Genomic DNA, 16,254 nt, shown 5'->3' with positions numbered 1-16,254 from the left:
CAGCGGGCGCCGGGCGCTTACTTGGCGGCCCAGGCGGTGAAGCGCTGCTGCAGCTCCTCGCCGTGGTCGGTCCAGAAGGCGCCGTTGAGCAGCACGGCGTTCTTGCTGTTGGCCGGGGCGTTGGGCAGGTCGGCCAGGGTCTTGGCGTCCAGCAGCTTGAGCGCGGCCTGGTTCACCGGGCCGTAGGCGATCTGCTTGGCATACGCGGCCTGCTGGGCCGGTGCCACAGTGAAGGCGATGTAGTCGAGCGCCAGGTCCTTGTTGGGCGCGCCCTTGGGAATGGCCCAGTAGTCCAGGTCATAGATGCCGCCGTCCCAGACCACGTCCAGCGCCTTGCCCTCGCGGCGTGCAGCGTCGATGCGGCCGTTGAACACCGTGCTCATCACCACGTCGCCAGCCACCAGGAACTGGGGCGGCTGGGCGCCGGCTTCCCACCACTGGATGAAGGGCTTGATCTCGTCGAGCTTCTTGAAGGCGCGGTCCACGCCCGCCTTCGTGGCCAGCACCTTGTAGACGTCCTTGGCGGCGACGCCGTCGGCCATCAGCGCGAATTCGAGGTTGTAGAGCGCGGTCTTGCGCATGCCGCGCTTGCCGGGGATCTTCTTGACGTCCCAGAAGTCCTTCCAGCCGGTCGGGGGCGTCTTGAGCTTGTCGCTGTTGTAGGCCAGCACGGTGGACCAGACGAAGATGCCCATGCCGCATTCCTGCGGGGCCTCGGGGATGAAGCCGGTCTTGGGGCCGATCTTGCTGTAGTCCAGCTTTTCGTAGAGGCCTTCCTCGCATCCCCGGGCGAGATCGCCGGTTTCCACTTCGACCAGATCCCAGGTCACGCGCCGGGCTTCGACCATGGCCTTGACCTTGGCCTGCTCGCCGTTGTATTCGACCCCGATGATCTTGTGGCCTGTCTGCTTCTCGAACGGCTGCACGAAGGCCTGCTTTTGCGCATTGCCGTTGGCGCCGCCGAAGTTCACGACGGTCAGGTCCCGGGCGCTGGCCGTGCCGCAGGCAAGCAGCAGGGCCGTGGCCGTGGCGTAGAGGGGAGTGCGTTGCATGGTGAGTGCCTTTCAGTGGTGGAGGGGCGGGGGGTGAAACGAAGACTCAGGCGAAGATGCGCAGGTGCTCGGGCTCGAACGCCAGCGCCACGGGCTGGCCGGGCGCGAGATGGGCCAGCGCGGGGGTGTCCAGCGGCACCTTGACGAAGCACTGCGGCTGGCCGGCGATGTCGCACTGCAGCCGCACGTGGTCGCCGAAATAGATGATTCCCGCGGCCTGGCCGCGCAGCACGTTGCCGGTGCTGGTCTGGGCAGCCTCTGCGAGCCGCATGCGTTCGGGCCGGATGCTGGCGGTCGCCGGCTGGCCGGCCGTGGCGGCATCGGCCACCCGCACGCCGCGCAGCACATGCCCATCGGGCAGCTGCAGCGTGCAGTGGCCTGCAGCCTGGCTCGCCTCGTTCGGGCCGATGCGGCCCTGCAGGCGGTTGCTGTCGCCGATGAAGCTGGCCACGAAGGCGTTGCGCGGCGTCTCGTACAGCGAGCCCACCGGGTCCAGCTGCTGGATGATTCCCTGGTCGAAGACGGCGACGCGGTCCGACATGGTGAGCGCCTCGCCCTGGTCGTGCGTCACGTAGACGAAGGTCACGCCCAGCTGGCGGTGCAGCGCCTTGAGTTCCAGCTGCATGTGCTCGCGCAGCTGCTTGTCGAGTGCACCCAGCGGTTCGTCCATCAGCACCAGCTGGGGCTTGAACACGAGGGCGCGGGCCAGCGCGATGCGCTGCTGCTGCCCGCCCGAGAGCTGGGCCGGGAAGCGTTCGCCGAAGGCTTCCATGCGCACCATCTGCAGCGCCTCGGCCACCTGGCGCTTGCGGGCCTCGCCGCCGATGCCGCGCACCTGCAACGGGTAGCCCACGTTCTGCGCCACCGTCATGTGGGGGAAGAGCGCGTAGTTCTGGAACACCATGCCGATGTCGCGCTTGTGCGGCGGCACGCGGTTGAGCAATTTGCCGTCGAGCCGGATCTCGCCGCTGGTCGGGAACTCGAAACCGGCCAGCATCATGAGGCAGGTGGTCTTGCCCGAGCCCGAGGGGCCGAGCAGGGTCAGGAACTCGCCCCGGTAGATGTCCAGATCGAGCTGCTTGACCACCAGGTTCTCACCATCGTAGGTCTTCTTCACGCCACGGAAGCTGACAAGGACGTCCTTGTCAGCGGGCGTTTCGCTGGTGTGCGCGGTAGGCATGTGCGGTTTTCTCCGGCGGGGTTGTCTTGCAGGCTCAGGCCTGGCGCAGCGCGTTGTCCAGCACGTCCAGCGCTTCGTCGAAGGTGGCGTCGGAGATGGTCAGCGGGAACAGGAAGCGGATCACGTTGCCGTAGGTGCCGCAGCTCAGCAGCAGCAGGCCGTCGGCCAGCGCGCGCGACTGCACGCGCTTGAGGAAATCCACGTCGGGCTCGCCGGTAACGGGGTGCTTGAACTCCACCGCCACCATGCCGCCCGGGCCGCGCACGTCGGCGATCTGCGGCACCTGCCCGCGCAGCGCCTGCAGCCGCGCCTTGAGCTTGGCGCCCAGGTGGTTCGCGCGCTCGGCCAGCTGCTCTTCTTCGAGCACGTCCAGCACCGCATGCGCCGCGGCCACGGCCAGCGGATTGCCGGCATAGGTGCCACCCAGGCCGCCGGGCTGCGCGGCGTCCATGATCTCGGCACGGCCGCACACGGCCGACAGCGGCATGCCGCCGGCCAGGCTCTTGGCCAGGGTCATCAGGTCGGGCAGCACGTCGTAGTGTTCCATGGCGAACAGCTTGCCGGTACGCGCGAAGCCCGTCTGCACTTCGTCGGCGATCAGCAGGATGCCGTGGTCATCGCAGACCTGGCGCAGTGCGCGCATGAACTCGGGCGGCACCATGTAGAAGCCGCCTTCGCCCTGCACGGGCTCGACGATGATGGCCGCCACGCGCGCCGCGTCGATGTCAGCCTTGAACACCTGCTGCAGCGCCTTGAGCGCGGCCTCTTGCGTCACGCCATGCAGTGCGTTGGGGAAGGGCAGGTGGTAGATGTCGCCGGGGAAGGGCCCGAAGCCGACCTTGTAGGGCACGACTTTGCCTGTCAGCGCCATGCCGAGCATGGTGCGGCCATGGAAGGCACCGCCAAAGGCGATCACGCCGGCGCGGCCGGTGGCGGCGCGGGCGATCTTCACGGCGTTTTCCACGGCTTCGGCGCCGGTGCTGAAGAAGGCGGTTTTCTTCGCGTGGCTGCCGGGGGTGATGCGGTTGATGCGCTCGGCCAGCTCCACGTAGGAGCCGTAGGGAACGATCTGGTAGGCGGTGTGGGTGAAGCGGCCCAGCTGCTGGCTGATCGCCTCCACCACCTTCGGGTGGCGGTGGCCGGTGTTGAGCACCGCGATGCCTGCGGCGAAGTCGATGTAGCGGCGGCCTTCGACATCCCAGAGCTCCGCGTTCTCGGCGCGGTCCGCGTAGAAGTTGCACATCACGCCCACGCCGCGCGGGGTGGCGGCGTCCTTGCGTTGCTGCAGTGTCTGGTTGTCCATGGGCGGCTCCTCGATTGGGCGGTCGGTGGTTGAAACGTGGACAGAGTGTGTGCAATCTCGGTCCTACAATGAAGAGCCATTTCTTCCATTTCGATGGAACCACTTTCTACGGGTAAGCCATGTATTCCATCCTCTCGGATTGGCTTTTGGAAAACCTCGACACCAACGCCGACGAGCCGGCCTACCGGCAGCTCTACCGCCTGTTGCAGCAGGCGATCCTGTCCGGCCGGCTGGCCACGGGCACGCAGCTGCCCTCGTCGCGCGCGCTGAGCGCGGACCTCTCCATCGCGCGCAACACGGTGATCCAGGTCTATGAGCAGCTTCTGGCCGAAGGCTATGTGGAGACGCAAAGCGGCAGCGGCACCTATGTGGCCGACACCCAGCCCGACCGCGTGGAAGTAGGCCCCGAGGGCGCCCCGCGCCGCGCGGTGCGAGACCGCCACCGGCTGTCCGCGCGCGGCAAGCGCACCATCGAACTCAGCGGCGTATCGAAGCTGCAGTGGGGCGCCTTCATGCCTGGCGTGCCCGATGTCACCGAGTTCCCCCTGAAGTCATGGAACCGGCTGCAGAGCCGCATCTGGCGCAACCCCCAGCCGGAGCTGATGACCTATGCGCCGGGCGGCGGCTACCGGCCCCTGCGCCGCGCGCTGGCCGATTACCTGCGGGTGGCGCGCCTGGCCAATTGCCAGCCCGAGCAGATCATCATCACCACCGGGATCCACCAATCGGTGGACCTGGCCGTGCGCCTGCTGTGCGACGTGGGCGACCATGTCTGGATCGAGGAGCCGTGCTATTGGGGGCTGCGGGGCATCCTGCAGTCGTCGGGGCTCAAGCTCACCCCGATCCCCGTGGATGCCGAGGGCATCCGCCCCGAAGCGCGGCACCTGGCGCGGCCTCCCCGGCTCATCATCTGCACGCCTTCGCACCAGTACCCGCTGGGCATGGTGATGAGCCTGGCGCGGCGGCGCATGCTGCTGGAGTACGCCCGCCAGCACAACTGCTGGATCATCGAGGACGACTACGACAGCGAATTCCGCTTCGGCATCCGCCCCCTGGCGTCGCTGCAGGGCCTGGACACCAACGGCCAGGTGATCTATCTGAGCAGCTTCAGCAAGACGCTGTTCCCAGGCATGCGTGTGGGCTACATGGCGGTGCCCGCGCCCTTGGCGGATCTCTTCTCCCAAGGGCTGGCCGAGCTGTACCGCGAAGGCCAGCTCATGCAGCAGGCGGTGCTGGCCGAGTTCATCGACGAGGGCTATCTCTCATCGCACATTCGCCGCATGCGCGGCCTGTATGCCGAGCGGCGCAGCCTGCTGATCGCGGCCATCAACCGCCGCTTCGGCCAGGCGCTGCCGGTGATGGGCGACGAGGCGGGCCTGCATCTGGTGCTGGGGCTGCCTCATCTGCGCGACGACTGGGCGGTGTGCCGCGCGGCCATGGAGCGCGGCATCGTCGCCCGCCCTTTGAGTGCCTACTACAGCCTGGCCCGGTCCGCGCAGGCGGGGCTGTTGCTGGGCTATGGATGCGTGCCCGACGAGCGGATCGGCCCGGCCTTCGATCTGCTGGCCGATGCGGTGGAAAAGGTCGGTGCCGTGGCGCCGCCGCCGACGCCGGCGCCGCGCAGAAAACGGGGATGAGGGCGCGGGAGAAGGGCGGCCGGGCGCTGGCGTAGCGCGCCGCGCCTTGCCGCGTCAGCCGCGGGTGGCCAGCGCTTTTTCGATCCGCCGCCGGTTCACCGTCGTCTTCGGCACATGAAAGGGGAACCAGGCGCGCACGTCCTCTTCCAGCCCGATGCCATGCATGTAGTTGTAGATGGCCTTCTTGAGGCCGGTGCCCAGCGCGTCGTGGTCCACCCCCGTCGGGTCGATGAAGGCCACGTCGTTCCTGGCGAAGCCGCCGGGCAGCAGCGGGGCGAGGGTGACGCCGTATTCCGCCGGGTTCTGCCCCACGGGCGAATGCACCGTGCAGGCGAAGCGGTGGAAGAAGCCGCTCTGGATGCAGCCGTTGGCGAAGAGCTGGCGCACGTATTCGAGCGCGTCCACCGTGTCCTGCACGGTCTGGGTCGGAAAGCCGTACATCAGGTAGGCATGCACCAGGATGCCCGCGTCGCTGAAGGCGCGGGTCACGCGGGCCACCTGGTCCACCGAGACCCCTTTCTTCATGAGCTGCAGCAGCCGGTCCGAGGCCACTTCCAGCCCGCCCGAGATGGCGATGCAGCCCGAGTCTGCGAGCAGCTCCGCCAGCTCGGGCGTGAAGGTCTTCTCGAAGCGCACGTTGCCCCACCAGCTGATGCCCGCATTGCGCTCGATGAGTTCGGTGGCCAGGGCCTTGAGCGCCTTCGGCGGCGCGGCCTCATCGACGAAGTGAAAGCCCGTCTGCCCCGTCTCGGCGACGATGGCCTCGATGCGGTCGGCCAGCACCTGGGCGCTGGCGCCCTCGTAGCGGCCGATGTAGTCCAGACCCACATCGCAGAAGCTGCACTTCTTCCAGTAGCAGCCGTGCGCCACGGTGAGCTTGTTCCAGCGACCGTCGCTCCAGAGCCGGTGCATCGGGTTGAGCATGTCCAGCAGCGACAGGTAGCGGTCCAGCGGCAGGCCGTCCCAGGTGGGCGTGCCGACTTCGGCGAAGGCCACGTCGGCTTCCATCATGTTGACGTATTGCACCGCGCCGTCGTCATTGCGGACAAAGGTGCGGACCAGGCGCTGGCGGCTGCGGCGGCCTTCCAGGTGTTCCAGCAGGGCCAGCAGCGGGCGCTCGCCCGCGTCGAGCGTGACGTAGTCGAAGAAGTCGAACACGCGCGCATCGGACAGCTCGCGCAGCTCGGTGTTCACGAAGCCGCCGCCCAGCACGGTGGCGATGTGCGGGTGCCGCGCCTTGATGGCCTGGGCGATGCGGAAGGCCGCATAGACCGAGCCGGGAAAGGGCACCGAGAGCAGCACCACCGTGGGCCGGTGGCGCTCGATGGCCTCGTGCGTGAGCTGCGCAAGCAGGTCGTCCACCAGCGTGGGCGCGGCGGCCAGGGCATCGGCCAGCGGGTCGAAGGTGGGCTGGCTGCCGGCGAGCGACTCGGCGTAGCGCACGAATTCGAAGCGCTCGTCCACCGCATCGCGCAGCACGTCGGCCAGGTCGTTCAGATAGAGCGTTGCCACGTGCTTGGCCTTGTCCTGCAGGCCCAGGGCGCCAAAAGCCCAGCCCAGGGGGTCGCCACCCTCGTCGTCCACATAGACGTCGAGCGTGGAAAAGCGCGGCCCCTCGGGCAGATAGTGGCGGCCCGCGATGCGGTGCGCCAGCGTGCTGTCGCGCCCCTGCAGGAAGGCGATGGCCGGGCCGATGGTGGCGAGATAGCGGTCCTGCTGCGCCGCGAAGGACTGCACGGCCGGGCTGCGCTGCCGCTCGGGCAGGGCCCGCACGCGTTCGGCCACTTCCCTGAGCCCGTCGGGCGAAAGCAGGCGCAGCACCAGGGCCAGCGCCAGGTCTTCCTGGAAGGCCGCGACCCCGCGCGAGCGCAAAAAGCCCGTGAGATAGGCCGTGGACGGGTAGGGCGTGTTCAGCTGCGTCATCGGCGGGATGACGGCCAGCACGCGGCAGGCGGAATCGGACATGGATGGCGTGGGGGAGGGCAAGGCGCGATTATCCCGGCCAGGGGCTGTCCGCGCCGGAGCGGGGGCATGGCCGGCCGCCGCGGGCCTGGGCCACTGGCGGGCCGCGCCCCGCGCGGGTGTCAGCGCCGGGGCCGTGCGTCGGGCGGGGTCGCGCCGTCGTGGGCCTGGCGCCGCGCCATCTTGTGCCGGTACATGGCTTCGTCTGCCTGACGCAGAACGGCTTCGGCCTCGTACGCCGTGCCCGGATGCAGGCTGAGGGTGCCCACGCTGGCGCCGTCATAGTCGAGCGAGATGCCTGGCAGATCGAAGTGGCCGCGCGTGGCGTCGGACAGGCGCTGTGCCCAGGCGTCCGTTCCGGGCTTGCCGGCAACGCCTTGTGGCGCCGCACCCAGGCCGATGGCGACGAACTCGTCGCCGCCCAGCCGCGCGACGAAGTCCTCCGCGCGCAGCGCGCCGCGCAGCCGCTGGGCGATGGCCGTCAGCAACTGGTCGCCAACCTCATGACCGTATTGGTCGTTGATGGATTTGAAGCCGTCCAGGTCCAGGAAGGCGACTTGCACCTCCAGCTGTCGGCGCTGGCCCTGGCCCAGCAGGCGCTGGAGTGCCTCCATCAGTGCCCGGCGGTTGGGCAGGCCGGTGAGCTGGTCGGTCGCGGCGACCGAGGCCAGGCGCCGGTTGGCATCGAGCAGCTTGTGGATGAGCTGCTCGCGTTCCATCTGCCGGCCGATGAGGCTGGCGAACAGGATCAGCACGCGTTCGGACTGGGGTGCCTGCGGCAGGGACTGCGTATCGACGGCGCACAGGGTGCCGAAGAGCTGGCCGTCGCTCGTGCGGACCGGTGCGCTGGTGTAGGTCTGGATGCCCAGCTGGTGCGTCACTTCCAGCTCGGGCCACCGCGTGGGGATGTCGTTGGCGAAACGCAGGTTTTCCCGCATCGCGCGCAGGCAGGCCGAATCGGCCCACGGCACGGACATGCCTGCGTCCAGTTGCAGGCCGCCAGCGTTGTGGACATGTACGACATGCTGCGTGCCCAGGGTCTCGTCCACGGTGGTGAGGAAGGTGGATTCGAGCCCGGTCACCGCGTGCAGCATCTCCAGCAACGGCCGCACAAGCTCCTCCAGAGTCTGGGCGGTGGAGACGGACTGCGACAGCTGCTCGAGGAGCTCATTGATGCAGAAATTATTCAAGGTCAAAGTTCTCCGTGGCGCCGAACGGGGGCGCCGAGCCGGGCGGGGATGTTCTGGGGCATCGCCCGTTCGCCTGCGCCGTGCCCCCGTGGGGCCGCCGCGGCCGAGGAATGAAGTCCGTCCCTCTTGCACTGTGCCCAACGGCCGCGTCGGCTACAAGGTCGCTCAGGTTCCGCTCGGCCTCCCTGAGGTTGCCTGCGAGGGATGCGCTGGTGGTGGATGTCCGGATATCTTGCCGCCTTTGCTGGTGCGCTGTCCACGCGCCTGGCAGCGTGAGCGGCGCGGCGGCAGGCCCCATCCCGGGGCCGAGGCCGCGGGCACCGTGCCCCTTCGCCCGAGGGCGGGCCGGCTTGCGTTCGCTGGTCAGCGCCATGTGCGTCACAACGGGTTTTGCAGTGGGTTGGCAGAAGCTCGGCATGCGGTGGCGCGTCCGCCCATGCCGTGGCGCGGTGGCGGCGGCAGCGCGTCAGTCCTGCGCCGTGTCGCCGCCCGGCAGGCGCAGCCGGCCGGTCAGGTAGTCGTACTCGAACACCTCGCCGTGGCGGGCCCAGGTGATGGCGGTGCGCAGCACGGTCTCGGCCTCGATCTCGCCCAACTGCTCGCTCAGCAGGCGCAGGAAGGGCGCCTCGGGCAGCTCGCCGGTGGCTTCCTGCTCCAGGCTGTGGCGGATGTGGGCGATCAGCGGCACATGCGAGATCAGCTGTTGGCCGAACAGCTCCTGGCGCAGCGCGTGCGCTCCATCGACGTAGCGGCGGCCCAGCGCCGTGATCTGCAGATCGCCTTGGGCGAGCGCGGCCAGGCCCAGCTGCGAGAGTGCGGTGGCGGTCGGTAGCAGCTCGTCATCGGCCAGGCCCGCTTCCTCGGCCAGCTGGGGCAGGTCGGCACGGCCGTCGAAGGGGGGATCGGCCAGCATTTCGAGCAGGTCGTCCATGCGGGCCACGTCGGCTTCGGGCAAGCGGTGGCTGGCGGGGCTGGCTGTCGTGTCGGGCGCTGCGGCACCGGGCGTGCCTGCGGCGCTGGCCGGGCGGTGCGCGCCGGCGGTCATCAGCGCATAGACCTCGTCGATGAGGGCGCGGACTTCGGCGCCGTCCGCATCGCGCGGGCGCTGCAGCTGGATAGCCATCTGGCTGCGGATGCGACCCGGGTCGCTGGCGAAGATGAGCACGCGGTCGGCCATCATCACCGCCTCCTCGATGTTGTGCGAGACGACCAGCATGGCCTTGGTGGGCATGCTGCCGCTGCGCCAGAGCTGAAGGATGTCCTCGCGCAGGCGTTCGCCGGTCAGCACGTCGAGCGCGGAGAAGGCCTCGTCCATCAGCAGCACGTCGGGCTGGGTGACCAGGGCGCGGGCAATGCCCACACGCTGGCGCATGCCACCGGAGAGCTCGCGCGGCAGCGCACCCTCGAAGCCGGCCAGCCCGATGAGGTCGATGGCCGCCTCGGCCCGCGTGGCGCGTTCGGCCTGCGGCACGCCGCGCGCCTCCAGGCCCAGCTCGACGTTCTGCTGCACGGTCAGCCACGGAAAGAGCGCGAACGACTGGAACACCATGCTGATCGCGCGCGCCGGCCCGTGCAGCGGCTGGCCGCGGTAGCGCACCTCGCCCTCATCGGCGGCGATCAGGCCGGCCATGATGCGCAGCAGCGTGCTTTTGCCGGAGCCGGACTGGCCCAGCAGGGCGACGATCTCGCCTTCGCGCAGCGTGAAATCGACCTTCTGCAGCACGGGGCGCTCGCGGCCGTCGGAAGAGCGGAAGGCCTTGCCCACGCCGTGGAGTTCGATGATGGATTGCGTCATGGCGGAAACGGCTCCGGGTCGGTTCGAGTCTGTTCTTGTCTTGGGGGCGGGTCGCCTTCAGGGGCGCTGCGACGGGTCAGAAATGCATGCGGTCTTCGGCCAGGCGGTAGAGGCGGCGCCACAGGAAATGGTTCAGCCCCATCACGAAGACCACCATGGCGCCGATGCCCAGCGCGATGCGCGGGAAGTCGCCGGAGGCCGTCATCTGCGCGATGTAGCTGCCCAGCCCTTGAGCCTGCAGCGTGGTGTCGCCCCAGGTCACGTATTCGGCCACGATGCTGGCGTTCCACGAGCCGCCGCTGGCGGTGATGGCGCCGGTCACGAAGCTGGGGAAGACGGCGGGCAGCAGGTAGCGCTTCCACTTGAGCCAGCCGGAGAGGCCCAGGTTCTGCGCGGCCAGGCGCAGCTCGTTCGGAATGCTCGATGCGCCCGCGATCACGTTGAAGAGGATGTACCACTGCGTGCCCAGGATCATCAGCGGCGAGAGCCATACGTCCGGGTTGAGCTTCCAGTGCACCACCAGCATCACCGCCACCGGGAAGAAGAGGTTGGCTGGGAAGGCGGCCAGGAACTGCGCCACCGCCTGCAGCCGCCCCGCCCAGCGCGGATTCATGCCGATCCACACGCCGATGGGCACCCACACCAGGGCCGCCAGCGCGATCAGCACCATCACGCGCACCAGCGTGTACCCGCCCAAGGTGAAGACGTGGACCACCTCGTGCCAGCCCACCTCGGTGTGGACGAACTGCACCAGCCGGGCGACGGCGAAGAGCACACCGGCGGCCAGCACCGCGTCCCACACCCGCTCGGCGCGGGCCGACGGGGCGGCCGGGCGCGCACGGATGGAGGTGCCGTCGTGGCTGCGCTTGAACAGCGTCAGCGTGCGGCCCAGCTGCCGCTGGCACCAGCCGGCCATGCTCTGCGTGGCCGGCGCGCGGCGCAGCCAGTCCAGCAGCCAGGAGCGCGGGGCGGCGTCGGAGCTGCCTTCCTCGAAACGGAACTTGTCGGCCCAGGCCACCAGCGGGCGAAAGAGCAGCTGGTCATACAGCAGGATGGCCACCAGCATGCAGGCGATGGCCCAGCCGATGGCGGGCAGGTCGCGCGCCTCGATGGCCATGGCGATGTACGAGCCCACGCCGGGCAGCTTGATGTCCTGGTGCGAGACGGAGATCGCCTCCGACGCCACCACGAAGAACCAGCCCCCGGACATGGACATCATCATGTTCCAGAGCAGCCCGGGCATGGCGAAGGGCAGTTCCAGCCGCCAGAAGCGCTGCCAGCCCGAGAGCTGGAACACGCGCGCGGCCTCCTGCAGCTCGGCCGGCACGGTGCGCAGCGACTGGTAGAGGCTGAAGGCCATATTCCAGGCCTGCGAGGTGAAGATGGCGAAGATGGCCGCGCATTCCACGCCCAGCAGGCTGCCGGGGAAGAGCGCGATGAAGCCCGTCACCGTGATGGAGAGGAACCCCAGGATGGGAATGGACTGCAGGATGTCCAAAAGCGGCACCAGCACCCGTTCGGCCAGCCGGTACTTGGCCGCCAGCACCGCGAACACGCAGGCGAAGACCAGCGAGGCGCCCAGCGCGATGAACATGCGCAGCGTGGTGCGCAGCAGGTAGTAGGGCAGCTGCCACGGGTCCAGCGACAGCGGCAGTGCGTCGCCCATGTGGAAGGGCTGGGCCATCTGGGCGGCGCCGTAGGCCAGCAGCACGATGGCGGCCAGCACCAGGGGCAGCAGGGCCCAGTCCCAGCGATTGGGGGGAGCGTCCACGATCTGGCGGGGGAGGAACTCGCGGCGCTGGGGCTGGGTCATGGCGGGGGGCCGGCAACAGGAACGGACGGGCCGGCCGGCCCGACAAAAAAAAGCGGGCGGCCGACGGCAAGGGGCGCAAGGGTAATACCGGAGTTTGTCGGTTGTGTGTACGCGGGGCCCAAAGACCGGCGTTCTTTCGCCGCCCGGCCCTTTTCAGGCGAGGCAGCGTCCCTCACTCCCTCGCCACCCCCGTCAGCCGGCGGCTGCGGTGCGGCCGGTGAGCTGGCCGGCGATGGCGGCCTGCAGCGGCGGCAGCCGGCGCGCGCCTTCCAGCACCCAGCGGCGCAGCAGCCGGGGCAGTGGTCGGGCATCGGTATAGAGCCGCACGATGGCATTGGTGCCCTGGTAGAGGGGCAGAGCCCGGCGGTGGTGCGCGCTCTCATAGCGCGCCAGCACGCCGGCCGCGCCGATGTCTTCGCCCCGCCGGCGCGCCTCGGCCAGGGTGCGGGCCAGGGTTTCGACCCCCGCCAGCCCCAGGTTGTAGCCGTGGGCCGTCACCGGGTGCATGCCCACGGCAGCATCGCCCAGCAGGGCGCAACGCGTTCCGGCGAAGCGCTGGGCATAGACGGCAACCAGCGGGTAGAGATGCCGCTCGCCCACCAGGCGCATCGCGCCCAGGCGGTGGCCGAACTGGGCCTGCACCTCGGCGGCGAAGGCGCGCGCATCCAGCGCCGTCAGCGCGGCGGCCTCGGCCGCGCCGGCGGTGACCACCACCGAGCATTGGGGGGCTCCGTCCTCGGGGTCGTCCGGCAGCGGCAGCACCGCCAGGGTGCGCGCATAGCCGAAGCATTCGTGCGCCACGCCGCCGTGGGGCTCGGCATGGCGCATGCGGCAGACGATGACGCTGCGGCCGAAGTCGGTCATCTGCGCGGCGATGCCCAGCTGCCGCCGGGCGCTGGAAAAGCGGCTGTCGGCGGCCACCACCAGCGGCGCCGTCAGCCGCGTGGCCGGCGTGCCGGGGGCGCTGCCGGCGGGGGTGAAGTCCACCTCGGCCTGCGTGGGCAGCGCCGCTACCCGGTCCACCTGCGCCCCGCAGACCAGGGTGACGCCCGGCGTGGCCTGCGCGACCTGCCAGGCGCTGCGGCGCAGCGCATGGTTGGGCACGATCCAGCCCAGGTGGCCGGCGCCGCTGCCGGCGGCCGGCGCCACTTCCAGCGGGGCATGCCGGCCCAGCGGCCCGTCGTGCACCTGCGCCCGGCCGATGCGGCCGATCTCGTGCGCTGCCAGCCGCTGCCAGCTGCCCAGGCGGCGCAGCAGCTCGCCGCTGGGGTGGGTCAGGGCGATCTCGCGGCCGTCGGGGGCCGGGTCCCCCAGAGCGGCCTCGTCCTGCCGTTCGACCACCGTGGCGCGCAGCCCCGCCTGGCCCAGCGCCGCCGCCAGCGAGAGGCCCGCGGGCCCTGCGCCGACGATGAGCACGTCGGTGTCGGTACCGTGGGGGTGGGGCAGGGCGGATGCGGGCATGGGGGCGGCTCCAGGGCGTTGCAGGCGGCGGGCGGGGCGGCCATTGTGGGACGGCCCACGGCGGGCGGCCTTGCCCTGGCGCAAGAAGAAGGTCCGTCGCGCCGGCATCGGCCGTGCCGCTACGTCTTCCTACGCCGCCGGACGGGCGCAGCGGCTAGAGTGGGTGTCCTTTCAACCCGACCCAGGACCCGACCATGCGCGTGGACATCTATCGCCGATCAGAAACCGAGGGCAAATATTCCCATCTGGTGGTGCCCGAAGGACGCACCATTCCCCAGGAAGCCACCAACACCGACTGGGAGAGCGAACTGACCGGGCAGGAAATGGACGAGACCGCAGCGCACTGGGACGATTTCGGCATTCCCGAGCCCGGCCGCCAGCTGCGCGAGAAGGGCTACGCCATCACCAGCGTGCGCGAGCAAACCGACTGAACGTGACGGGCAAAGCCTTTCTGGCATCGACGCCGCATCCGATCGTACGAGCCGTATTGCCCGCGAAGCGGCGCCTCGCCAGAACCTCTGCGCTGGGCTTTGCCCGCCGCTGCGTTCACAGCCCGGGAGCGGGCTGTCAATCCGGGGACCTTCCCCGGATGACGCCCCCAACGCTCCGCGCTACGCTGCGCCGATGGAGACAAGCACCGCCCCCGTAACCCCGGCGGCCGGCACGCAGATGCCCGGACCGTCGCCCTTCATCCCCCAGATCCGCCTCTACCAGGACTGGCTGCGCCGCGAGCGTGGCCTGGACTTCGACGGCTACGACGCGCTCTGGCGCTGGTCCATCACCGATCTGGACGCCTTCTGGCAGAGCGTTTGGGACTATTTCGAGGTCGAGTCGCCCACGCTGCATAGCGCGGTGCTGGCGCGCAACGCCATGCCAGGGGCCGAATGGTTCCCCGGCGCGCAGGTCAACTACGCGCGGCAGGCGCTGCGGCATGTGGACGCCGCCCATGCTGCGGGCCAGCCCGCCATCATCAGCCGCAACGAAAAGGGCGTGCACCGCGAGATGAGCTGGCCCGAGCTGCGCCGGCAGGTCGCCTCGCTGGCCCTGCACCTGCAACGCGAGGGCGTGGGCCCGGGCGACCGGGTGGCCGCCTATTTGCCCAACATCCCCGAGGCCATGGTCGCGCTGCTGGCCACCGTGAGCCTGGGCGCCGTCTGGAGCGTGTGCGCGCCCGACATGGGCACGGCCGCCGTGCTGGACCGCTTCCGCCAGATCGCCCCCAAGGCACTGATCGCGGTGGACGGTGTGACCTACGGCGGGCGCGACCTGGACCGCACCGGCGTACTGGCCGAGCTGCGCGCGCAGCTGCCTTCGCTGCAGCACGTGGTGTTGGTGAATAACCTCGATGCTTCAAAAAAAATAGCTAACTGCGCAGACTACACAAGCGCCAGCGGCCAAAACGATGAAGAAGTCGCAGCCTTCGAGCCGCGCTGGGTTCCGTTCGATCATCCGCTCTGGATCGTCTATTCCAGTGGCACCACCGGCCTGCCCAAGCCCATCGTCCATGGCCACGGCGGCATGCTGCTGGTGGCGCTGCAGCTCAAAAGCCTGCACAACGACATCGGCTGCAGCTACGCGCCCAACTCCTTCGGCGAGCGCTACCACTGGTACAGCTCCACCGGCTGGGTGATGTGGAACGCGCAGGCCAGCGGGCTGCTCTCGGGCACCACCTGCGTGATCTACGACGGCAACCCTGGCGGCACCCGGGAGCGGCCCGACTGGGGCACGCTCTGGCGCTTCGCGGCCGAGACCGGCGTGAGCTTCTTCGGCGCGGGCGCGGCCTTCTACGCCAACTGCATGAAAGCCGGGGTCGATCTGGCCGCCTGCGGCGACCTCTCCCGCATCCGCGCGCTCGGCACCACCGGCTCGCCGCTCTCGCCCGAGGTGCAGGAATGGGGAACGCGGCAGTTCCAACGTGTGCGCGATCTCTCCCTCGATGACGGCGCCGCCGCAGCGCCGGGCCGCCCCAAGCAAGGCGGGGCCCCCTTGGGGGGCAGCGAGCCATGCGAAGCAGGCGAGCGCGGGGGCGAACCAATCTGGTGGGACAACATCTCGGGCGGCACCGACTTCTGCGGGGCCTTCATCGGCGGCCACCGCGAACTCCCCCAGGTACCCGGAGAAATGCAGTGCCGCATGCTCGGCGCCGCCGTCGAGGCGTGGGACGCCCAGGGCCAGCCGGTGGTGGACGCGGTGGGTGAGCTGGTCTGCACCCAGCCCATTCCGTCCATGCCGCTCTATCTGTGGGGCGATGCCGACGGCAAACGCTATCTGGCGAGCTATTTCGACATGTACCCGCCCGGCCACGGCCGCCGGCCGGGCGGTGGCGACGGGCCCGCCGCCATGGGGCCGGTCTGGCGGCACGGCGACTGGATCCGGGTCATGCCCACGGGCAGCTGCATCATCTACGGCCGCAGCGATGCCACCATCAACCGCCACGGCCTGCGCATGGGCACCAGCGAGATCTACAGCGCGGTGGAGGCGCTGCCCGAGGTGCTTGACAGCCTGGTGGTCGATCTCGAATACCTGGGGCGGCCCAGCTACATGCCGCTCTTCGTGGCACTGCGGCCCGGCGCCGAGCTGGACGATGCCCTGCGCCAGCGCATCGCCGGGGCGATCCGCGACGCGCTCTCGCCGCGCTTCGTGCCCGACGACATCCTGGCCGTGCCCGAGGTGCCGCGCACCCTGACCGGCAAGAAGCAGGAGCTGCCCGTCAAGAAGCTGCTGCTGGGCCAGCCCGCGGAGAAGGTGGTCAACCGCGACGCCATGGCCAACCCGGGCAGCCTTGACTGGTTCGTGGCCTTCGCGGCATCGCGCGCCGGCGGCACCGCTGCACCGCTCGGCTGATGCTGAGAACCTGTTCC

The 16,254-nt window shown here is 69.7% G+C and carries 11 protein-coding genes; 3 read left to right on the top strand and 8 right to left on the bottom strand.

What is annotated here, in order from left to right:
• Positions 1–17 precede the first annotated feature (17 nt).
• The 3 genes from AC3A84_RS11875 to AC3A84_RS11865 are packed head-to-tail and all read right to left on the bottom strand — an operon-like array spanning position 18 to position 3,535.
• Positions 18–1,052 (bottom strand): ABC transporter substrate-binding protein, encoded by a 1,035-nt coding sequence (locus AC3A84_RS11875; protein WP_487969824.1) that lies wholly within the window; start codon positions 1,050–1,052, stop codon positions 18–20.
• Positions 1,053–1,098: 46 nt separating this feature from the next.
• On the bottom strand, positions 1,099–2,232 hold the full coding sequence (locus tag AC3A84_RS11870; RefSeq protein ID WP_487969823.1) for an ABC transporter ATP-binding protein: 1,134 nt from the start codon (positions 2,230–2,232) through the stop codon (positions 1,099–1,101).
• Positions 2,233–2,266: 34 nt separating this feature from the next.
• Positions 2,267–3,535, bottom strand: coding sequence for a 4-aminobutyrate--2-oxoglutarate transaminase (locus AC3A84_RS11865; protein ID WP_487969822.1), 1,269 nt, complete (start codon positions 3,533–3,535; stop codon positions 2,267–2,269).
• Between the two features lie 119 nt (positions 3,536–3,654).
• On the opposite strand from AC3A84_RS11865, the gene pdxR reads away from it, so the two are divergent.
• A complete protein-coding gene (gene pdxR, locus AC3A84_RS11860; RefSeq protein WP_487969821.1) occupies positions 3,655–5,172 on the top strand; it encodes a MocR-like pyridoxine biosynthesis transcription factor PdxR in 1,518 nt (505 codons plus the stop codon).
• A 54-nt stretch (positions 5,173–5,226) separates the two neighbouring features.
• Here pdxR and AC3A84_RS11855 read toward each other — a convergent pair whose 3' ends face one another.
• The 5 genes from AC3A84_RS11855 to ubiM form a co-directional block, all read right to left on the bottom strand.
• Positions 5,227–7,137: a B12-binding domain-containing radical SAM protein gene (locus AC3A84_RS11855; protein WP_487969820.1), complete on the bottom strand. Its 1,911-nt coding sequence runs from the start codon at positions 7,135–7,137 to the stop codon at positions 5,227–5,229.
• Between the two features lie 119 nt (positions 7,138–7,256).
• Positions 7,257–8,324, bottom strand: a complete 1,068-nt coding sequence (locus AC3A84_RS11850) for a sensor domain-containing diguanylate cyclase (protein ID WP_487969819.1) — start codon at positions 8,322–8,324, stop codon at positions 7,257–7,259.
• A gap of 466 nt (positions 8,325–8,790) precedes the next feature.
• Entirely contained in the window at positions 8,791–10,119 is a 1,329-nt protein-coding gene (locus AC3A84_RS11845; RefSeq protein ID WP_487969818.1) for an ABC transporter ATP-binding protein, read from the bottom strand.
• Between the two features lie 76 nt (positions 10,120–10,195).
• A complete protein-coding gene (locus AC3A84_RS11840) occupies positions 10,196–11,932 on the bottom strand; it encodes an ABC transporter permease (protein WP_487969817.1) in 1,737 nt (578 codons plus the stop codon).
• A gap of 192 nt (positions 11,933–12,124) precedes the next feature.
• Positions 12,125–13,393: a 5-demethoxyubiquinol-8 5-hydroxylase UbiM gene (ubiM, locus tag AC3A84_RS11835; protein ID WP_487969816.1), complete on the bottom strand. Its 1,269-nt coding sequence runs from the start codon at positions 13,391–13,393 to the stop codon at positions 12,125–12,127.
• Positions 13,394–13,587: 194 nt separating this feature from the next.
• Here ubiM and AC3A84_RS11830 point away from each other — a divergent pair, with 194 nt between their 5' ends.
• A complete protein-coding gene (locus AC3A84_RS11830) occupies positions 13,588–13,824 on the top strand; it encodes a DUF6139 family protein (protein ID WP_487969815.1) in 237 nt (78 codons plus the stop codon).
• A gap of 238 nt (positions 13,825–14,062) precedes the next feature.
• Positions 14,063–16,237 carry an acetoacetate--CoA ligase gene (locus AC3A84_RS11825; protein WP_487970068.1) on the top strand — a complete coding sequence of 725 codons (2,175 nt, stop codon included), beginning with the start codon at positions 14,063–14,065 and terminating at the stop codon, positions 16,235–16,237.
• Positions 16,238–16,254 lie beyond the last annotated feature (17 nt).

The sequence above is a fragment of the Paracidovorax sp. genome (assembly GCF_057642795.1).
Note: the sequence above shows the minus strand (reverse complement) of the source record. Positions and strands in the feature narration are given on the sequence as shown.

Excerpts from the sequence above, each read along its gene's own strand:
- AC3A84_RS11875 (WP_487969824.1), bottom strand. The coding sequence starts at position 1,052 with ATGCAACGCACTCCCCTCTACGCCACGGCCACGGCCCTGCTGCTTGCC.
- AC3A84_RS11870 (WP_487969823.1), bottom strand. The coding sequence starts at position 2,232 with ATGCCTACCGCGCACACCAGCGAAACGCCCGCTGACAAGGACGTCCTT.
- AC3A84_RS11865 (WP_487969822.1), bottom strand. The coding sequence starts at position 3,535 with ATGGACAACCAGACACTGCAGCAACGCAAGGACGCCGCCACCCCGCGC.
- pdxR (WP_487969821.1), top strand. The coding sequence starts at position 3,655 with ATGTATTCCATCCTCTCGGATTGGCTTTTGGAAAACCTCGACACCAAC.
- AC3A84_RS11855 (WP_487969820.1), bottom strand. The coding sequence starts at position 7,137 with ATGTCCGATTCCGCCTGCCGCGTGCTGGCCGTCATCCCGCCGATGACG.
- AC3A84_RS11845 (WP_487969818.1), bottom strand. The coding sequence starts at position 10,119 with ATGACGCAATCCATCATCGAACTCCACGGCGTGGGCAAGGCCTTCCGC.
- AC3A84_RS11840 (WP_487969817.1), bottom strand. The coding sequence starts at position 11,932 with ATGACCCAGCCCCAGCGCCGCGAGTTCCTCCCCCGCCAGATCGTGGAC.
- ubiM (WP_487969816.1), bottom strand. The coding sequence starts at position 13,393 with ATGCCCGCATCCGCCCTGCCCCACCCCCACGGTACCGACACCGACGTG.
- AC3A84_RS11830 (WP_487969815.1), top strand. The coding sequence starts at position 13,588 with ATGCGCGTGGACATCTATCGCCGATCAGAAACCGAGGGCAAATATTCC.
- AC3A84_RS11825 (WP_487970068.1), top strand. The coding sequence starts at position 14,063 with ATGCCCGGACCGTCGCCCTTCATCCCCCAGATCCGCCTCTACCAGGAC.